Source organism: Streptomyces sp. NPDC093261, from assembly GCF_044753645.1.
GTDB lineage: Bacteria > Actinomycetota > Actinomycetes > Streptomycetales > Streptomycetaceae > Streptomyces.
Genome location: NZ_JBIVNO010000027.1, coordinates 1 through 16,227, shown reverse-complemented (window position 1 = coordinate 16,227; position 16,227 = coordinate 1). Strand labels below are relative to the sequence as shown.

Sequence of the window (16,227 nt, the reverse complement as noted above, 5' to 3'; positions counted from 1 at the left end):
CAGTACGCATGGGTCGTGACGTTTCTCGCGGCGCATGAGCCTGTGGCGCACCGCGTTGCGGGCGGCCGGCGCCACCTCGCGCGCCCGCGCTGCACAGCGGTGGATCGCTGTGCGGAGGATCAGGGCCGGCCTGGCCCTCACGCTTCGCCGTGCCTGCCATCGAGACGCACAGCCGGCGACCTACCGTGCCTGCCTCACTTTGGAGTAGACCACGTTGTACAAGAGACGAATATTCGGGGCTGTGGGTGCGCTCTGCACCCCGGTGCTGCTGGGCAGCGCAGCGGCAGCGCAGGGCGCCACGCCGGCCCCGTCCACCACCAGCCCGGCGCCGGCCACGTCGGCGGCTCCGCTCGAGGCCACGTCCGTACCGGACGCCTCGCAGTCGGTCACCACCTCGCCGTCCGCCGACGGAAGCTGGACGGTCCAGGACGCCATCCGGTTCTGGACACCCCAGAGGATGGCCTCGGCCACCGACCCCTCGGGCCGCGTCTCCCCACCGAGGACCCCGATGGCTCCGCGGAGGAACGGGCTGACCGTCGCCGGGCTCACCGGTCAGCACTTCGACGGCATCAAATCCGTCGGCATGCTCTTCCACACGGACAGCGCAATGCGGACTCACTACTGCTCGGCCAGCGTGGTGAGCGGTGAGGGACACGACCTCATCCTCACCGCCGGACACTGTCTCGGCGCGAACGCGGCCTTCGTTCCCCAGTACGATCGCACCAAGTCGGCGGCGCAGCAGCCGTACGGCATCTGGCCGGTCAAGGAGTGGTTTCGCGACAAGCAGTACGCCTCCGACAAGAGCGCCAATTCCGACCTGGACTTCGCCTTCGCCAGCCTGAAGCCCAATGGCGGCGAGAAGATCCAGGACGCCGTGGGCGGCAACACCTTGGCCCGTACGCCCGACTTCGCGAACAAGGTGACGGTGATCGGCTACCCGTCGATCGGGCGCAACCCGCAGGACCAGGCCTTCCGATGTCCCGACGTCCAGACGACCGCACTGGCGTCCTACTACCAGATGCAGATCGACTGCGGTGGTATGTGGGGCGGTGTCTCCGGCGGGCCGTGGTTCTCCAAGTTCGACGCCTCGGGCGACACCGGTGAGATCATCGGCAACGTGGGCGGCTCCAACGGGGGCGGCCCCGATGTCAAGCCCAGCGACCCGCTGTACAACCGGATCACCTACAGCCCGCTGCATGGGGACCGTTTCTTCCAGCTCTACGCCGACGCCCAGCAGGGCCTCCACACCGACCACGGCCCCTATCGGCAGCCGCCTCTGCCCTACACGATGGGCAACGGTACGACCTGGAAGCACGCGAAGCTGATGGCCTCGGGTGACTTCAACGGCGTCGGCCACAGCGATCTGATCGTCGTCTGGGACGACGGCGAGGTGACCCTCTACAGCGGCGACGCCAACGGCCACTTCGTCGCCGAACGACAGATGCTGGCCCCCAATCCGGCCTGGAAGCGCGCGGTGACCATCACCGCGGGCGACTTCACCGGCTCGACCCGCTCCGACCTGATGGTGCGCTGGTCCGACGGCAAGGTCACGCTCTACGGCGACGTCGGCACCAGCGGCCTCAAGGTGCCCGGCACCCAGCTGGTCGGCCCCAACAACACCTGGAAGAACGCCACTCAGATCGCCGCGGGCCGCTTCAGCGACTCGCAGCGTGTCAACGACCTGGTGGTGCGCTGGTCCGACGGCGAACTGACGCTCTACACCAACGTCAGCGCGGGACGCTTCGGGCAGGAGCACAAGCTCAAGGACCCCAACGGCACCTGGAAGAACGCCACGCTGCTCACCAGCGGCGAGTTCTCCGGCAACCGGAACTGGGACCTGATGGCGCAGTGGCCGGACGGCAAGCTCGACAACTACGTGGGCACCACCGCCTCCGGCCTTGGCAGCGAGGCACGCATCAGGAACCCCAACGGCCTCTGGACTCGCGACACGGTGGTGGCCACGGGCAACTTCACCGGCAACCACCGCACCGATGACCTCGTCGTCCGCCGGTCCGACGGTGAGACGACGATGTCCATCGACACGGGCAAGGACCACCTGGGCACCAACGAAAACCTGGTGCCCCACGCCTGACCCCGAGGCCCACGCCGTGATGCCGTCCAGCGCCTTTGGGCGCTGGACGGCCCTGCCGTCGCCCCCCGTGAAGAACAACTGCCCTTGAGAGGTCCCCGGTCGGGTGACGGGCGGCGCGCGTTCCGAGAACGACCTTCACGAATTCCTGTCGCGACCCCCCGGATTTCGGCCCCACTATGGGACCAATCCGAGGGCGCTTTGGGATCGTCTGTCGACGGACGTTGAACGACCAGTTCACGCACGGCGCCGCGGCCGCCAACCCCAGCATCGGAGATCACTCACCTCACTGCTCGGTGACAGCGATATCAGGCCATCGCGGCGTGCCGATGGTTTTCGCAGCAGTGACGAAGATGAGAATGCGGCGCATTCCGTTGCGCCTGAACCGGTTTGTGAGTAGCTTGCGGGCCCACTGTTTCCCGAAAGGTGGTCACGCCATGCGCCGAAGAACGCTTTTCCTCGCATTAGTGGCGGCCGCAGTGTGGCTTGCCGCACTTCCGGCCACCGCGTCGGCAGGACATCACCGCTCACCCGTCCTGCCCATACCCGGCGATCCCCGTGCGGCGCACCTCGAGCCGTTCACCGGTCACGAGGCTGTTGCACACCCGGTCGCTGCCCCGGCCGTTCCCAGGCACCCCTTCATGGCTCCCAACGGCACGAGCAATCTGCACGACGACGCGTATCAGACGGACAGCTACACCCAAGGGGGCCCCGCAGGACACGGCCTGACCGTCCACAGCCGGCTGCAGGGCGGACTGTGCGGCTCGGTCACCTTCGATTCCAGGGGCCGGTTGGTCACCGTCTGCATAGCCCCGGGGCGCGCGCCACGACTGATGCTGCTCGACCCCGACAACCTCGGCACGATCGCCGGCCTCGACCTCCCGGGAACCGCCGGCCCAAGTCCCACGGACGTGACGGGCGGCGGCTACTTTTACCTGGACGACAGGGACCGCGTGGTCGTGCCGACCAAGGCCGGTGGCATCCAAGTCGTCGCGATCCAGGGCAACACCTTCGTGACCCAGCGCAGTTATGACCTGAAACCGGTCATCGGCACGGCTGGGATCGTTTCCGCTCTCCCCGACTGGTCGGGGCTGCTGTGGTTCGTGGCCAGGAGCGGTGTCGTCGGCACCCTCAACCTGACCACCGGCGCGGTGCGGTCCCAGGCACTGCGCGGCGAACGGATCGCCAACAGCATCGCGGTCGACGAGTCGGGGGGAGTGTTCGTCGTCAGTGACCACGCGCTCTACCGGTTCGACGCGGGACCCGGGGGAGCGCCCCGCACAACCTGGCGTGCCGTGTACGACCGAGGCGCCCGGCGAAAGCCCGGTCAGCTCAGCCAAGGCAGTGGCACCACCCCGACCCTCATCGGCCCGGCGTCGGGGCCGGGCGGCGGCTACGTGGCGATCGCGGACAACGCCGACCCGAAGATGCACGTACTGGTGATGGCCCGCGGCAAGGCCGGACCGACCCGAGTGTGCGCCGCGCCGGTCTTCCCGGCGTGGAATGGAGCCGACGAGAACAGCCTGATAGCCGTGGACGGCGACCTGATAGCCGAGAACAACTACGGGTACGAGGTCGGCAGCAAGCCGCTTCTCAAAGGCTTTCTCGGGCACAGGGTGTCCGACACGGTTCCCGGTATGGTCCGGGTGCACGTCGACTACGCACGCAGGAACTGCACCATCGCCTGGTCCAACACCACCGAGCGCATCCCCAGCGTGGTCGCCAAGGCAGCACTGGGCAACGGGCTGCTGTACACCTACACCCATCCCTCCGCCGCGGAACTCGCCTTCAAGCCCGGGCAGCACTCCTTGGGGGCTCCGGATGCCTGGTACCTCACGGCATTGGACGTCCGGACGGGCGAGCGGGCTTGGACTCGGCTGGCGGGCGCCGGACCACTGTTCAACAACCACTACGCCCCGGTGTCGATCGGGGCCGACGGTGCGGTGTACGTGGGTTGTGTCGGCGGACTGGTCCGCATCGCCGACTCCTGAACGCGCCGGCCATGGTTTGACGATGTGTCAGACCTGCTGGCCGGATTCCGCCCGCGACACTCTCGGCCCGTTACGTTCTCCCCACTCGATCTTCACAAGCGGCTACGCTCCCTGCGCATCCAGCGGGCGGATGGCCCGTCCCTTGACATGAGCCTGTCATTTTGCAGGAAAGGAGTGTCTTCGCATGACACCGTCCAAGCGGGCTTCTCGTGATCGGCGCCGATTCCGGGGTGGCCTCGCTGCGGCTGGGAGCGCCGCGGTCCTTCTCGCCGCGATACCCATGGCTTCGGCCGCTGCTGCCCCGCATACCCTGCCCGGATCCGTGATGATCGAGAGTGGCACGTTCCACGGCTATGTGCTGTGTGCCGGCCCCACGGATGAATCGGTCTGGCTCAAGCCGATCAACACCAGTGACCCGTACTGTTCGTGGATGTCCTTCGGCCCTGCCTCGCAGTTCACGTTATTCAACCCGGCCAAGGGGCAGGTGATGGCCTACACGGGCGGCAACGAGGGGGCTGTGGTGATGGAGGCTCCCGGGACCTCGCGTCTGGGCGCGAACGGCGAGCTGTGGTCATGGGGAGGTCAAGAGGACTGGGGGGCCGCGGCCCTGCAGTCCTTCTCGGACAGCGGACAGAACGTCGATGCCAAGTCCCCTGACGGGGACTCTCCTCGCACGGACCCGGTTCACACCCGCGGGTGGCGCCACGGCCACCAGCGTGAGTTGACCTGGAATGCGATCACCGTGGGCTGATCTCCGCCGGGTCCTCGACCCGTTCGAGCCGGGCGTCCTCCGCTCGGCTCGAACTGCGGGTCCGGCCGCGCCTCCTGAGGCCACAAGGCCTTCTTCCCAAGGCGCGTGCACGCACGGCGGCGCAGCACCTACTCCCCGGCGCGGGCCACGAGCAGCGGCTGAAAGAAGCCTGTCTCCTGCGGCATCCGCCACCTGAGGTCGACAAAGCCGGCTTCGGCTGCGAGACCGGCCAGCCGGTCCCGGCCGAGCGCCCAGTAGGTGGTCCGGCGGACCTTCACGCGCCATTCCCCGTCCGCCGCCACGAGCTGGAAGTGTTCCAGGTCGTAGTGCTCACCGTCGTCGTGCCAGTGCCAGAGCTGGAAGGTGACGGTTCGTTCTGCGCCGTCGGCGCAGTCGGCGATCCGGTGGGCTTGTGGAGGCGTCGAAGCGGGGCGGTCGCGCAGGAGGTCGTCATAGGGGCGTGTGCTGACCAGCAGCAGCCCGCCAGGGCGCAGTACGCGGCGCATCTCGGCCAGGGCAGCGTGCACATCCCGCTCTGTGAGCAGGTGAGGCAGCGAGTTGTCGGCGCAGACGACAGTGTCGAACCGGCCGTCGGGAAACGGAAGGCGTCGCATGTCGGCGGCGGCCGTGCGCAGGCTCACGCTCCGGCGGGCGGCCTCACGGGCGGCGCGGGCGGCAGCGCGTGGGCTGAGATCGGTTCCGGTGACGCGGTGCCCGCGCAGCGCCAGGCCGATGGCCTGCGTGCCGATGCCACACGAACAGTCGAGCACCGCCGCGCGAACCCGGCCGATCAGAGCGTCCAGGGCCTCCCCCTGCCGACGGACGCTCGCCTCCCAGTCCGAGTAGATCAGGTGGTAGTCGTCGGCCAGTTCGTCGTAGAAGCGCGCCACCGATGGTTCGGGCATGGCCCGAGATTACCGCGCCCGATTCCCTGGACACCTGCTGTCGGTCCTCCTGCTCCGGCTGACCCATGCGCAGGCAAGGCGAGAGGCGGCCGCGAGCGGTGATGAGGCGTTCCGCCGCTTCCGCGGACCTGGTGAGCCCGCTCAACCGCGGGCGCCGGGTCGTCGACACCGCACGCCGAGCCGAGCAGGCCGAGCCGGATCAACGACGAGCCGGACCAACGATCCGGCCACCACTTCCACATGTCGGCCCACTGCCCTGACGTGGTGTTTTACAGTGGCCTTCATCAGTTCCGGCGACAGGACCTGTGAGGTGTACGCGAACATGCCGACTGAAACGATTGAGTTTCAGGTGGAAGCCCGTCAGCTGTTGCAGCTGATGATTCACTCGGTCTACTCGAACAAGGACGTCTTCCTGCGGGAGCTCGTCTCCAACGCTTCCGACGCGCTGGACAAGCTGCGTCTTGAGAAGCTGCGGGACGACTCGCTCGACGCCGACGTGTCCGATCTGCACATCGGGATCGACATCGACAAGGACGCCCGCACCCTCACCGTGCGGGACAACGGCATCGGGATGTCGTACGAAGAGGTCGGGCAGCTCATCGGCACGATCGCCAACTCGGGTACGGCGAAGTTCCTCCAGGAGCTCCGGGAGGCCAAGGACGGCGCCGGGGCGGAGGGGCTCATCGGCCAGTTCGGCGTCGGTTTCTACTCCGGCTTCATGGTGGCGGACGAGGTCACCCTGGTGACCCGGCGCGCTGGTGAGAGCCAGGGCACCCGCTGGACATCGCGCGGTGAGAACACGTACACGCTGGAGACGGTCGACGACGCGCCCCAGGGCACCTCGGTCACGCTCCACCTCAAGCCGGCCGACCCGGAGAACCAGCTGCACGACTACACCTCTCCGTGGAAGATCAGGGAGATCGTCAAGCGGTACTCGGACTTCATCACCTGGCCCATCCGGATGGCGCCCGAGGGTTCCGCCGCAGCCGACACGAGCGACGAGACCCCCGAGCCCGAGACGCTCAACTCGATGAAGGCGCTGTGGGCACGGCCGCGCGACGAGGTGTCCGACGACGAGTACCACGAGCTGTACAAGCACATCAGCCACGACTGGCAGGACCCGCTGGAGACGCTGCGGCTCCAGGCAGAGGGCACCTTCGAGTACCAGGCCCTGCTGTTCCTCCCCGCTCGCGCCTCCCACGATCTCTTCACACGCGACTCCAGGCGTGGCCTGCAGCTGTATGTCAAGCGCGTGTTCATCATGGACGACTGCGAGGCGCTGCTGCCGTCGTATCTGCGCTTCGTCAAGGGCGTTGTCGACGCGGCGGACCTCGCGCTCAACGTCTCCCGCGAGATCCTCCAGCAGGACCGCCACATCGAGATGATGCGGCGCCGGCTGACGAAGAAGGTCCTGTCCACCATCAAGGACATGGCGGCCAAGGACCGGGACCGCTATGCCACGCTCTGGCGGGAGTTCGGCGCGGTCCTGAAGGAGGGACTGGTCACCGACTCGGAGAACCGCGATGCGATCCTTGCCTTCGCGTCGTTCGCGAGCACGCACCACGACACCGAGCCGACCACGCTCAAGCAGTACGTGGAGCGGATGAAGGACGGGCAGGAGGACATCTACTACCTGACCGGCGAGTCCCGGCAGAGCGTGGAGAACTCCCCCCACATGGAGGCGTTCCGGGACCGGGGCATCGAGGTGCTGCTGCTGACCGACCCCGTCGACGAGGTGTGGGCCGACGCCGTCGGCGAGTACGAGGGCAGGAACCTGAGGTCCATCGCCAAGGGGCAGATCGACCTCGGCGCCAAGGACGAGGACCTTAAGGACGGCGAGCGGGAGAGGCAGACCGAGGAGTACGCCGGGCTGCTCGACTGGATGAAGGAGCAGCTCGACGAGGACATCAAGGAGGTGCGCCTGTCCTCCCGCCTAACCGTCTCCCCGGCCTGCGTCGTCTCCGATGCGCACGATCTGACCCCGGCCTTGGAGAACATGTACCGCGCGATGGGCCAGGAGGTGCCCCGAGCCAAGCGGATCCTGGAGCTCAATCCGGATCATCAGCTGGTGAAGGGCCTCAACCAGGCGTACAAGGAACGCGAGGACCGCTCGGAGCTCGCCGAGACCGTCGAGCTGCTGCACGGCCTGGCGGTGCTGGCCGAGGGGGGCCAGCCGAAGGAACCGGCCCGGTTCGTCAAGCTGATGGCGGACCGTATGCAACGCGTGCTCTGACGACCGTCGTCTGCCGGAACACCTCTGGCAGCTCGCTCATCGACGACGAGGTCCGGGAACCGGGGGGCCGTCTGCCGCTGGTCGCGACAGATGGCCCCTCAGTCGAGTTTGCGTCGCAGCTGCAGGGTGTACAGCATCAGGAGCGAGGGGCCGACCAGCCCTGCCGCGACGCAGGAGACGACGGCCAGCACCCACAAGCTGGCCGAGGGAGCCGCCGCCTGCTGGATGGTCAGATGGGTGCCCAGCATGTAGGGGTACTGCGCGACTCCCCATCCCGCGACCACGGTGGCGATGGCGGTGGCGGCCAGGGTGCGTACGACAACGGTGCGCCCCTTGCGCAACAACAGGAGCGCGGCGAGACCGCAAAGACCGGAGACGGCCAGGAGCGGCGCACCCACCGTGCTCAGTTGGCGGAACAGCCGCGGCGAGTCGGTGCGCAGTACGAACACGCCCGCCAGGGCCACCAGTCCCGCGACAATGGCCGCACCGAAGGCCCGGTCACGGAACGCCTTGGCCAGCGGGTCGTCTGCGCGACGCTGAGCCTGCCCGGTGAGGAACACGGCCGCGAGATACGCGCAGACCGTGACGGCGAGTGCGCCGCCGAGGATGGATGTCGGGTTCACCCAGCTCGAGAAGGGGTCACCGTGTCCGCCGGTGGGGATGCGGCCGGAGGCGATGCCCCCGGCCACGGTGCCGAAAAAGAACGGCGTAAGGACGGATGAACAGGCGAAGGCGACGCCGCTCAGCTGCTCGCCCCGTCCTTCAGTCAGTGCGTGACGGAAGGCGAAGCCCGCTCCTCTGGTCACGATTCCCAAGGCGGCCAGGCCCAAGGGGATGTAGAGCGTTGTGGTGATCGCGGCGAAGGCTTGCGGGAAGCCGGTCCACAGCGTGACGAGACAGAAGATGAGCCACGTGTGATTGGCCTCCCAGACCGGGCTCAGCGACAGGCTGATCAACTCACGCGCGTGACGCCCTCGCTCGTGCCCGCCGGCCGTCAGGTCCCAGAAGCCGGCCCCGTAGTCGGCTCCGCCGAACAGTGCGTAGGCGATGACGCCGATGAAGAGAATTGCCGCGATCAGAGTGCTCATGGGCGGTCAGCTCCCTCCGAGTGTTCCTTCAGGGCTGCTGTCGGGGGACCGTAGGGCACGGCAACCTCCTCGGGGCCGGTCTCGGACCACCGTCTGCGCATGGTCCGCAACGCCAGGAGGGCGCCGACGCCGACGGAGACGTAGATGACCAGGACAGTGGCGAACAACGGCCACAGGTTGCCCTGCGTCGCCACGGCGTCCCTGGTCAGCAGGACACCCACGACGGTCCAGGGCTGGCGGCCGACCTCGGTCACCACCCACCCGCTCTCCAGGGAGGCCAGTGCCACCAGCCCGGCCACCGCTGAGCCGCGAAGGAACCAGCGGTTCATGGGCACCTCACGCCGGCGCCACCAGAGCCAGGCGAACCAGAGGGACAGCAGGAGCAGCAACGAGGCGGTCCCCACCATGACGTCGAAGGCCAGATGCACAATGCTGACCACCGTGGCGTCCGGGCGTACGGCCACGGGAATCTCGTTGAGGCCTTTGATGGTGGTGGAAGGCTTGAAACCGGCCAGGAGCGATGCCACGTCGGGGATGCGGAGGCCGTATCGCACCTCGCCGTCGACCATGACACCGCCGAGGGTCTCCGCCACGTGGTCAGCGGTGAACGGTACGAGTTCGATGGCGGCGAACTTCGCCGGTTCCCGGTCGAAGACCTGACGGGCGATTGTGTCGCCCACCAGAAACTGCAGCGGCATCGCGATGGCGGCCACCGTGAAGGGAACGAGGAATCCCAGTCGGTGGTAGCGGTCCCGGCGCCCTTTGAGCAGCCCCCACGCGTACACCCCGGCGACCAGGAAACCCGCGACGATGTACGCCGCGAGAAGCATGTGCACCATCTCCCACCAGAAGGCGCCGTTGAAGAAGACCCTGGACGGGATCACCTCGGTCACCCGGCCGTCCCTGACCGTGAAGCCCGCGGGCTGGTTCATCCAGCTGTTCGCCGCGATGACGGACGCCGTCCCGCCGACGCCCGCGAGGGTGACGACGACTCCGGTGAGGAAATGGGGCCACCGCGGCAGCCTCTTCCAGCCGTAGATGTAGATGGCCACGAAGATGGCCTCGAGGAAGAAGAAAAGCCCTTCGATGGCGAAGGGAAACCCGAACGCGGCGCCGTATCTCCCCATGAGCCCGGGCCACAGCAGGCCGAGCTCGAAAGTCAGAACGGTGCCGGAGACAGCCCCGACCGCGAAGAGCACGGCCGCCACCCGCGACCATCGTTGAGCCAGAAGCAGGGATTGCTGATCGCCGTAGCGCAATGCCCGGTAGTGGCAGATGAGCATCATGAAGGTGAACGCGACACCGAAGGGCACCACGATGATGTGGAAGCCCAAGGTGAATGCCATCTGCTCACGCGCGGGAAGGAGCTGCGGTGGGTCAACGGCTCCCACCAGGGCGGGCATCAGCATGATGTTCCCTTCCGGGCATGACACGGGTCCTACGGGCGGGCGCTCGGGGCTTGAAGGGTGCCGACCGCGTCGACACGCCGACAGGAAAGTGGTCTCCGGCCGGTTTGTCGGTGACGCGTTCACGGTCTACGGCGGCCGTATCCCTATCCGCGTTGAGGAGTGGGCAACCCGCTCTTTCCCCCGTTGGAGCCAAGCTTGCACGCCATGTGGCGCAAGCTGCCCCGATGATCGGGGTCACTGCTCGTCCGGCCCCTCCCGGGAGGCTCGCAGTCCCTCGCGCTGCGGCTTGACCACGCAGGCCGGGTCCTTCGTGGACGTGACGCCTGCCTCGAAGGTGCCGAAACGCTGCAGAAACGCTGCCCGCCAACAGGGCCAGTCCGCCCCCGTGCGGCGGCCGCGCGGCGGCTCCGGGCGAGGGTCAGCGCCCTCGCTGCTCCGCCCGGGTGAGGTACTCGGACGCTTTGCCCAGGTGGTGCGGGCGGCCGGTGGTGTACGCCATCGGGACGAGGCCGGCGCGCCGGTCGATGATCCGGGACTGTGACGACTTCGGCTGCCGCGCCCAGAACGCCGAGCCGCCGCGCCGGGCCCGCCTCCGGTACCGGGGCAGGCAGCATGCCGAGGCCGCCGCCACTCACCGCCGAGGAACCGGTGAAGACGAAGGGAAGCTCGCGGCGGGCGTCATGCCACGCAGGCACCGCCGTCTGCGAGAGCAGGAGCGCCGTGTATGAGGCGGCCCCGGGCGCGAGCAGGGCTGCGGACAGGCCGGCCGGGGCGTGCGGCCGGTCGGAGCAGCCGGTCGGGCAACGTGCCCCGCCCCGCGGCAGGCAGGCCGACGTCGGTTGACCGGCCTGGGGCGGAGCCGCATCCAGCGGCCCCGCCCCTCGAACCTCCGCCACGGACCGGACAGCCGTCCTGGATCGGCCGGCCGCCCTTGTCCTGCCGTCCTGCGCGCCTCAGGTCCGGTCCGGACTCACGGGTAGCCGACCAGGTAGGCCACGTTGCTGCTGGCGGTGACCTGGTTGCCGGTGTTGTCGACGATGTGGTTGATGGTGCCCGCGCCGCCCAGGACCGTGGTGACCATACTGTGGAACTTCACGGTGGACGTGGTGGGCACCTCGATGCCATGGCCGAGAACCACGGACGGGTTGTCGCGGAGGTAGGCGTAGACACCCACACCCCATGCCTCGTGGGAGGTCACCGAGTTGGCGACCTTGTACGAGGCGTAGCCGAGGTCCCCTCCGCTGGTGGTCCAACTCGACTGGTCGGGCACGTCGTAGGGGGTCTCGCTCTGGTAGAAGTACGTGCGGCCGCCATTGCCGTTCCAAGTGGTCTGATACTTCTGGTAGTGCTCGACCGCCAGGCCGTACATGGTGCAGTTGTTGCCGTTGACGATCAGTCCGTTGGCGGCCGGGTTGGTCGTCCAGCCGACGCCGTTGGTGTGGTCCGCCCGCCACAGCCACAGGTCGTCGCCGATGACGTCATTGCTGTTGATCACCAGCGTCCGAGAGGCCTTGCCGGCGATGTCGCCACCGATACGGAAGAACACGTCGTGCAGCACGATCGGGTCGGCGCTGTGACCGGCGGTCGCGCCGGCCGGCCCCACCTGCATCAGCGTGTCGGAGTTGGTGGTGTTCGCGCTGATGAGCAGCCCGGCGATGTCGATGCCGTCGACATCGGCGGTGGTGATCGCGGTGACGCCGTTGTCGGGCACGAGGGTTGCCAGACCCAGTCCGAGGACCACCGTGTCGGGTCGTGTGATGTTCAGCGGGGCGGACAGGTGGTAGACACCCGGGGTGACGATGAGGTTCTGCCCCGCGGCGAGCGCGTTGTTGATCGTCGTCGCGGTGTCACCGGGCTTGACGATGTAGAACTGGCTGATCGGCAGCGAGGTGCCCGGTGCGGTGCCGTTGATCCAGTCCGGGCCCTGCACATTGGTGCGCACCGACGGGACGAACACCTGCCAGTCGCCTGAGCCGTTGACGTAGATGAAGGGCTTCTCGCGCATCACCGGGCTCTGGGCGACGGTGGTGTACTGCGGATTGGGGAAGCTGGTCGCCGGGGCGCCGGTGTCGCCGACGAAGACCATGTTCCAGTTGTGCCCGGCCCAGCCGCCGTCCATGGCGGTGTCCTGGGTCAGGAACTGCTGTTGGGTCCCGGAGTTGATCTGGCCGGATATCCGGGAGTTGCCCATATACCCGCCGCTGGACCAGTTGGTGGTGGTGCCGTGGGTGTCATCCCACAGCTTCATGGTGCCGTGCACGTCCATCCGCCGGAACGGGTCGGCCTGCGAGACGGCCCACATGGTGCTGCCGGAGCTGGGGCTCACCGACATGTTCTCCACGTCGCGCCAGAAGTTCTGGGTGGCGTTGCCGTCGCTGGTGTGACCCTCGACGTGCACGCCGCCGCCGGTGATCGACACCGCGTCAGGCGACAGGCCTAGCCCGGAGACCTGGGTGTAGTAGCCGACCGGGATATCGACGTTGTACGTGCCGGGGGTGAACAGCAGGGCGTTGCGTTGGGTGCCGAACTCGTTGCTCTGCTGGGCGCTGTAGACGGAGTTGATCTTCGACTGGATGGTGGACGCCGGCATCGATGGATCGAAGACGGTCACGTTGGGGCCGAAGTCAGGGGTGTTGGGCGGTGGGGTTGTGCCGCCGGTGAGTGTGAAGGACTGGGCGCCGGTGCCGTTGCAGGCGTACTGCTGCAGCTGGACGCTGTCGGCGGTGGACGCCGACGGCACATCGAGGCACTTGCCGCTGTTGCGGTTGACGAAGTGGTACGTGCCGGAGGCCTCGGCGACCGGCAGCCACTGCTGGTTGGCGCCGCCGCCGTAGAGCCACAGCTGGGTGAGTGCGCCGTCGGCGGTGGAGACGTCGGTCTCGTCCCAGACCTGGTTGGGCGCGGAGGCCGCACCGATCCGGTAGTAGCCGCTGTCGGTCGCGGTGAACTGCCAGGACTGGGCGCCGGTGCCGTTGCAGGTGTACTGCTGCACGGCGGTGCCGTTGCCTGTTGCCGCGGCACGTGCGTCCACGCACTTGCCGCTGCTCGCGTTGACGACGGTGGTGGGAGTGGCGGGGATGGTCGCGGCGCCGGCAGCCGGGGCGGAGGCCAGCGCGATGCCGGCGGCCGGCAGCAGAAGGGTCGTCATGAGAGCCGCTGTGCGTCTGCGGTGACGGCGGGCTCGGACGAGCACGGCGAGAACGTTGGTCACGCGTGTCTCCTCGGTCGCGTTGTGGGGCGCGATGCGGATGGGACGGTAAGCGCCGCCTGCCGGGCCGTCAATACACATCAAAAGATAAGTCGTGAACTATGCTGCCGAAGAAGCCTTGCGGCGCCGCTTCCCTGTCGCTCGGCGCATCGACAGACCCGAGCCCGACCCCACCGTGGCGCCCGGCTTGCCGCGCATCGTCACGGTGGACGTCGACGGCGAAGTTCACGGTGGGGTGGTGACGCCGACGACGGTCGTGCCGCCGCCGCGCCCCTGCCTCGTGCGGTGACCCGGCCTGCGGCGCAGGCCGGGTCAGTGGGCAGCCGCGGGCGCGGTTTTCCTGCGGGCGCGGTACGCGGCTGCCTTGATCTTGTTCCCGCAGGACTCCATCCCGCACCACTGCCGGCGCATGCCTCGCGAGCGGTCGATGTAAGTGCGGGTGCACTCCGGGTTGCCGCATTCCTTGAGCAGGGGCACGTCCGGCCCGCTCAGGAGCTCGATGGCGTGGCGCGCCACCATGGAAAGGGCTTCTTCCGGTGTTGCCTGCATCCATCGCCCGGCCGGAGTCAGCTGCGGCACCGCGGGCGGCTTGCGGGCCGCGTTGTTCAGCACGGTCAGCGCCGCCCCGTCGAGCTCTTCTGCGAGCCGACGGGCGGTGACCAACTGGTAAACGGCTTCCCGTACGGCTTTCGCCTGCTCGACGTCGGCATCCTGGCAGGGTGAGACCGCATCGACGATGCCGGACTCCACGTACCATGCGCTCAGCCTGTCCGGTGCTGTGAACATCTCGAAGCGCACGGAACGGCGCGCTCGCAGTGTCGCGGCGAAGTCGAGTGCAGGGTTTCCGCAGACGAAGACATGGTCGAGGTTCACGTCACCATTCTGGCAGGTGACTGTGGAGCCGGGAAGGACTCGCCGCCCGCTGAAGCGGTGACCGATCGATCGCTCCGGTTCACAAGGCCAGGTCGGCGGCGAGACAGGAGAACGACGTCCACGATGCCTCGGGGTCGCAGGCGTAGCGCGTCGGCTCGTTCGGCGTAGCCGCCTTTTCCGTGGGCGGCACCGGCCCGGGCCGCGCCATCGCCCGCGACCTCGCCGACCGCCGCCCCGGCACTCTCACCGGCGCCGGACCCGGCGCCTGCTTCGAGGCACGTTCCCCCGTACCTGCCGCACCACGATTCCAGAGACCCCGCACATCAGTTGTGCGACAAAGCCGCCGAAAGCTTCGGTGAGGACCGCCCGCGTGGCGCCGAGGGCACGCAGCTTCCCGTGTACACGTGGCGCGCGACGGCTGCGCGAAGCGCCTCAACACTGCGCCGACACAGGCGCGGACCGCCCCCGGCAATGCGCTCTCCGTTCCCGCACACGCCGCTTCACACTCCCGGATAGGGTGTCCACGTACTGGTCTGATCCGTTCACCGGCTCCATGGAGTTGCTATGACGACCGCCTCACAGCCGTCCATGCCGATCGACACCGGCAGAGCGCATCCTGCGCGGGTCTACGACTGGCTGCTCGGCGGCAAGGACAACTATCCGGTCGATGAGGCGGTCGGAGAGCAACTGCCGCCCGAGGCAAAGGCAGCGGCTCGCCAGAATCGTCAGTTCATGCACCGGGCAGCGGCCTGGCTCGCCGAGCAGGGTGTCGACCAGTTCCTGGACGTCGGCACGGGAATTCCGACCGCGCCCAATCTCCACCAGATCGTTCAGGACATCCTGCCGACGGCGAAGGTGGTGTACACCGACAACGACCCGATCGTGCTCCGCCATGCCGAGGCGTTGCTGGTCAGCCGTCCCGAGGGAGTAACCGACTACATCCAGGCCGACGTACGGCAGCCGGAAGACATTGTCGAGCACGCCCGGCGGATCCTGGACTTCGACCGTCCGATCGCTCTGTCGCTGATAGCGCTGATGCATTTCATAACCGATGAGCAGAACGCCCACGGAATCGTGCGGGATCTGGTGGCGGAGCTGTCTCCGGGAAGCTGTCTGGTGCTGTCACACGCGGCATCCGACCTCTATCCGGAACTGGCCGCCCAGGTCACTGCGGAGTACGCCAAGGGCGGCATCCAGCTCGGTTTCCGTACCCGCGCGGAGGTGGAACGGTTCTTCGACGGCTTGGAACTCGAACCTCCCGGCCTGGTGACGGCGACGGAGTGGGGCACCTCCGCTCCGGGCTCCGTGCCGGAAGGGAGCGGTATCTACGCGGGGGTGGCCCGCGTTCTCTGAACGCCTGCCACAGGAGACCGCCCCCTGAGCCCCGGACCTCGGGGTGGCGGCCCGGTCGGCGGCACTCACGCACGGGCGGGGCGCGGAACAGGACGTTCGCTCCACCTGTCGTCGCTTCGCCCTGCCGGCTCACCCATGGAGCACAGCCCGACTGCAGCGCCGGGTGATGGTGCCGCCGCGCTGCTTCTTCGGCTCCGGCCCGCTCGAAGATCGGTTGGTCGTGGGCTCTTGTGCCTAGTGAGCCGGTCCGGAGATCCTGTCGCAGTAGCGGCAGATGCGGTCGATGATCTGGTCTGCGGTCTTGGTCCACTTGAAGGGGCGGGCCTG

11 protein-coding genes are annotated in these 16,227 nt (G+C 68.0%); 6 read left to right on the top strand and 5 right to left on the bottom strand.

Annotated features, from left to right (window positions below):
• Nucleotides 1-241 precede the first annotated feature (241 nt).
• From ACIP94_RS34840 to ACIP94_RS34830, 3 genes are all read left to right on the top strand, one after another.
• Entirely contained in the window at nucleotides 242-2,092 is a 1,851-nt protein-coding gene (locus ACIP94_RS34840; protein WP_402434900.1) for a trypsin-like serine peptidase, read from the top strand.
• 638 nt (nucleotides 2,093-2,730) lie between these two features.
• Nucleotides 2,731-4,080 carry a hypothetical protein gene (locus ACIP94_RS34835; RefSeq protein ID WP_402434898.1) on the top strand — a complete coding sequence of 450 codons (1,350 nt, stop codon included), beginning with the start codon at nucleotides 2,731-2,733 and terminating at the stop codon, nucleotides 4,078-4,080.
• A 184-nt stretch (nucleotides 4,081-4,264) separates the two neighbouring features.
• A complete protein-coding gene (locus ACIP94_RS34830) occupies nucleotides 4,265-4,831 on the top strand; it encodes a hypothetical protein (protein WP_402434895.1) in 567 nt (188 codons plus the stop codon).
• Nucleotides 4,832-4,959: 128 nt separating this feature from the next.
• On the opposite strand, the gene ACIP94_RS34825 is transcribed toward ACIP94_RS34830, so the two are convergent.
• Nucleotides 4,960-5,736: a class I SAM-dependent methyltransferase gene (locus tag ACIP94_RS34825; protein ID WP_402434892.1), complete on the bottom strand. Its 777-nt coding sequence runs from the start codon at nucleotides 5,734-5,736 to the stop codon at nucleotides 4,960-4,962.
• A 322-nt stretch (nucleotides 5,737-6,058) separates the two neighbouring features.
• Between ACIP94_RS34825 and htpG the strand changes: the two genes are divergently transcribed.
• Nucleotides 6,059-7,969 (top strand): molecular chaperone HtpG, encoded by a 1,911-nt coding sequence (gene htpG / locus ACIP94_RS34820; RefSeq protein ID WP_402434889.1) that lies wholly within the window; start codon nucleotides 6,059-6,061, stop codon nucleotides 7,967-7,969.
• A 98-nt stretch (nucleotides 7,970-8,067) separates the two neighbouring features.
• Here htpG and ACIP94_RS34815 read toward each other — a convergent pair whose 3' ends face one another.
• The 3 genes from ACIP94_RS34815 to ACIP94_RS34805 form a co-directional block, all read right to left on the bottom strand.
• Entirely contained in the window at nucleotides 8,068-9,057 is a 990-nt protein-coding gene (locus ACIP94_RS34815; RefSeq protein ID WP_402434886.1) for a cytochrome d ubiquinol oxidase subunit II, read from the bottom strand.
• Nucleotides 9,054-10,466 carry a cytochrome ubiquinol oxidase subunit I gene (locus ACIP94_RS34810; protein ID WP_402434883.1) on the bottom strand — a complete coding sequence of 471 codons (1,413 nt, stop codon included), beginning with the start codon at nucleotides 10,464-10,466 and terminating at the stop codon, nucleotides 9,054-9,056. Before ACIP94_RS34810 ends, ACIP94_RS34815 begins: the two co-directional genes overlap by 4 nt.
• Nucleotides 10,467-11,436: 970 nt before the next feature.
• The gene (locus ACIP94_RS34805; protein ID WP_402435092.1) at nucleotides 11,437-13,614 is read right to left on the bottom strand and encodes an RICIN domain-containing protein; all 2,178 of its coding nucleotides are present in this window, start codon (nucleotides 13,612-13,614) and stop codon (nucleotides 11,437-11,439) included.
• 154 nt (nucleotides 13,615-13,768) lie between these two features.
• On the opposite strand from ACIP94_RS34805, the gene ACIP94_RS34800 reads away from it, so the two are divergent.
• On the top strand, nucleotides 13,769-13,963 hold the full coding sequence (locus ACIP94_RS34800) for a hypothetical protein (protein WP_402434880.1): 195 nt from the start codon (nucleotides 13,769-13,771) through the stop codon (nucleotides 13,961-13,963).
• 23 nt (nucleotides 13,964-13,986) lie between these two features.
• Here the strand turns inward: ACIP94_RS34800 and ACIP94_RS34795 are convergent, their stop codons facing one another.
• Complete coding sequence (locus ACIP94_RS34795; RefSeq protein ID WP_402434877.1) at nucleotides 13,987-14,547, bottom strand: CGNR zinc finger domain-containing protein; 561 nt, start codon at nucleotides 14,545-14,547, stop codon at nucleotides 13,987-13,989.
• 564 nt (nucleotides 14,548-15,111) lie between these two features.
• On the opposite strand from ACIP94_RS34795, the gene ACIP94_RS34790 reads away from it, so the two are divergent.
• Nucleotides 15,112-15,900, top strand: coding sequence for an SAM-dependent methyltransferase (locus tag ACIP94_RS34790; RefSeq protein ID WP_402434874.1), 789 nt, complete (start codon nucleotides 15,112-15,114; stop codon nucleotides 15,898-15,900).
• Nucleotides 15,901-16,227 lie beyond the last annotated feature (327 nt).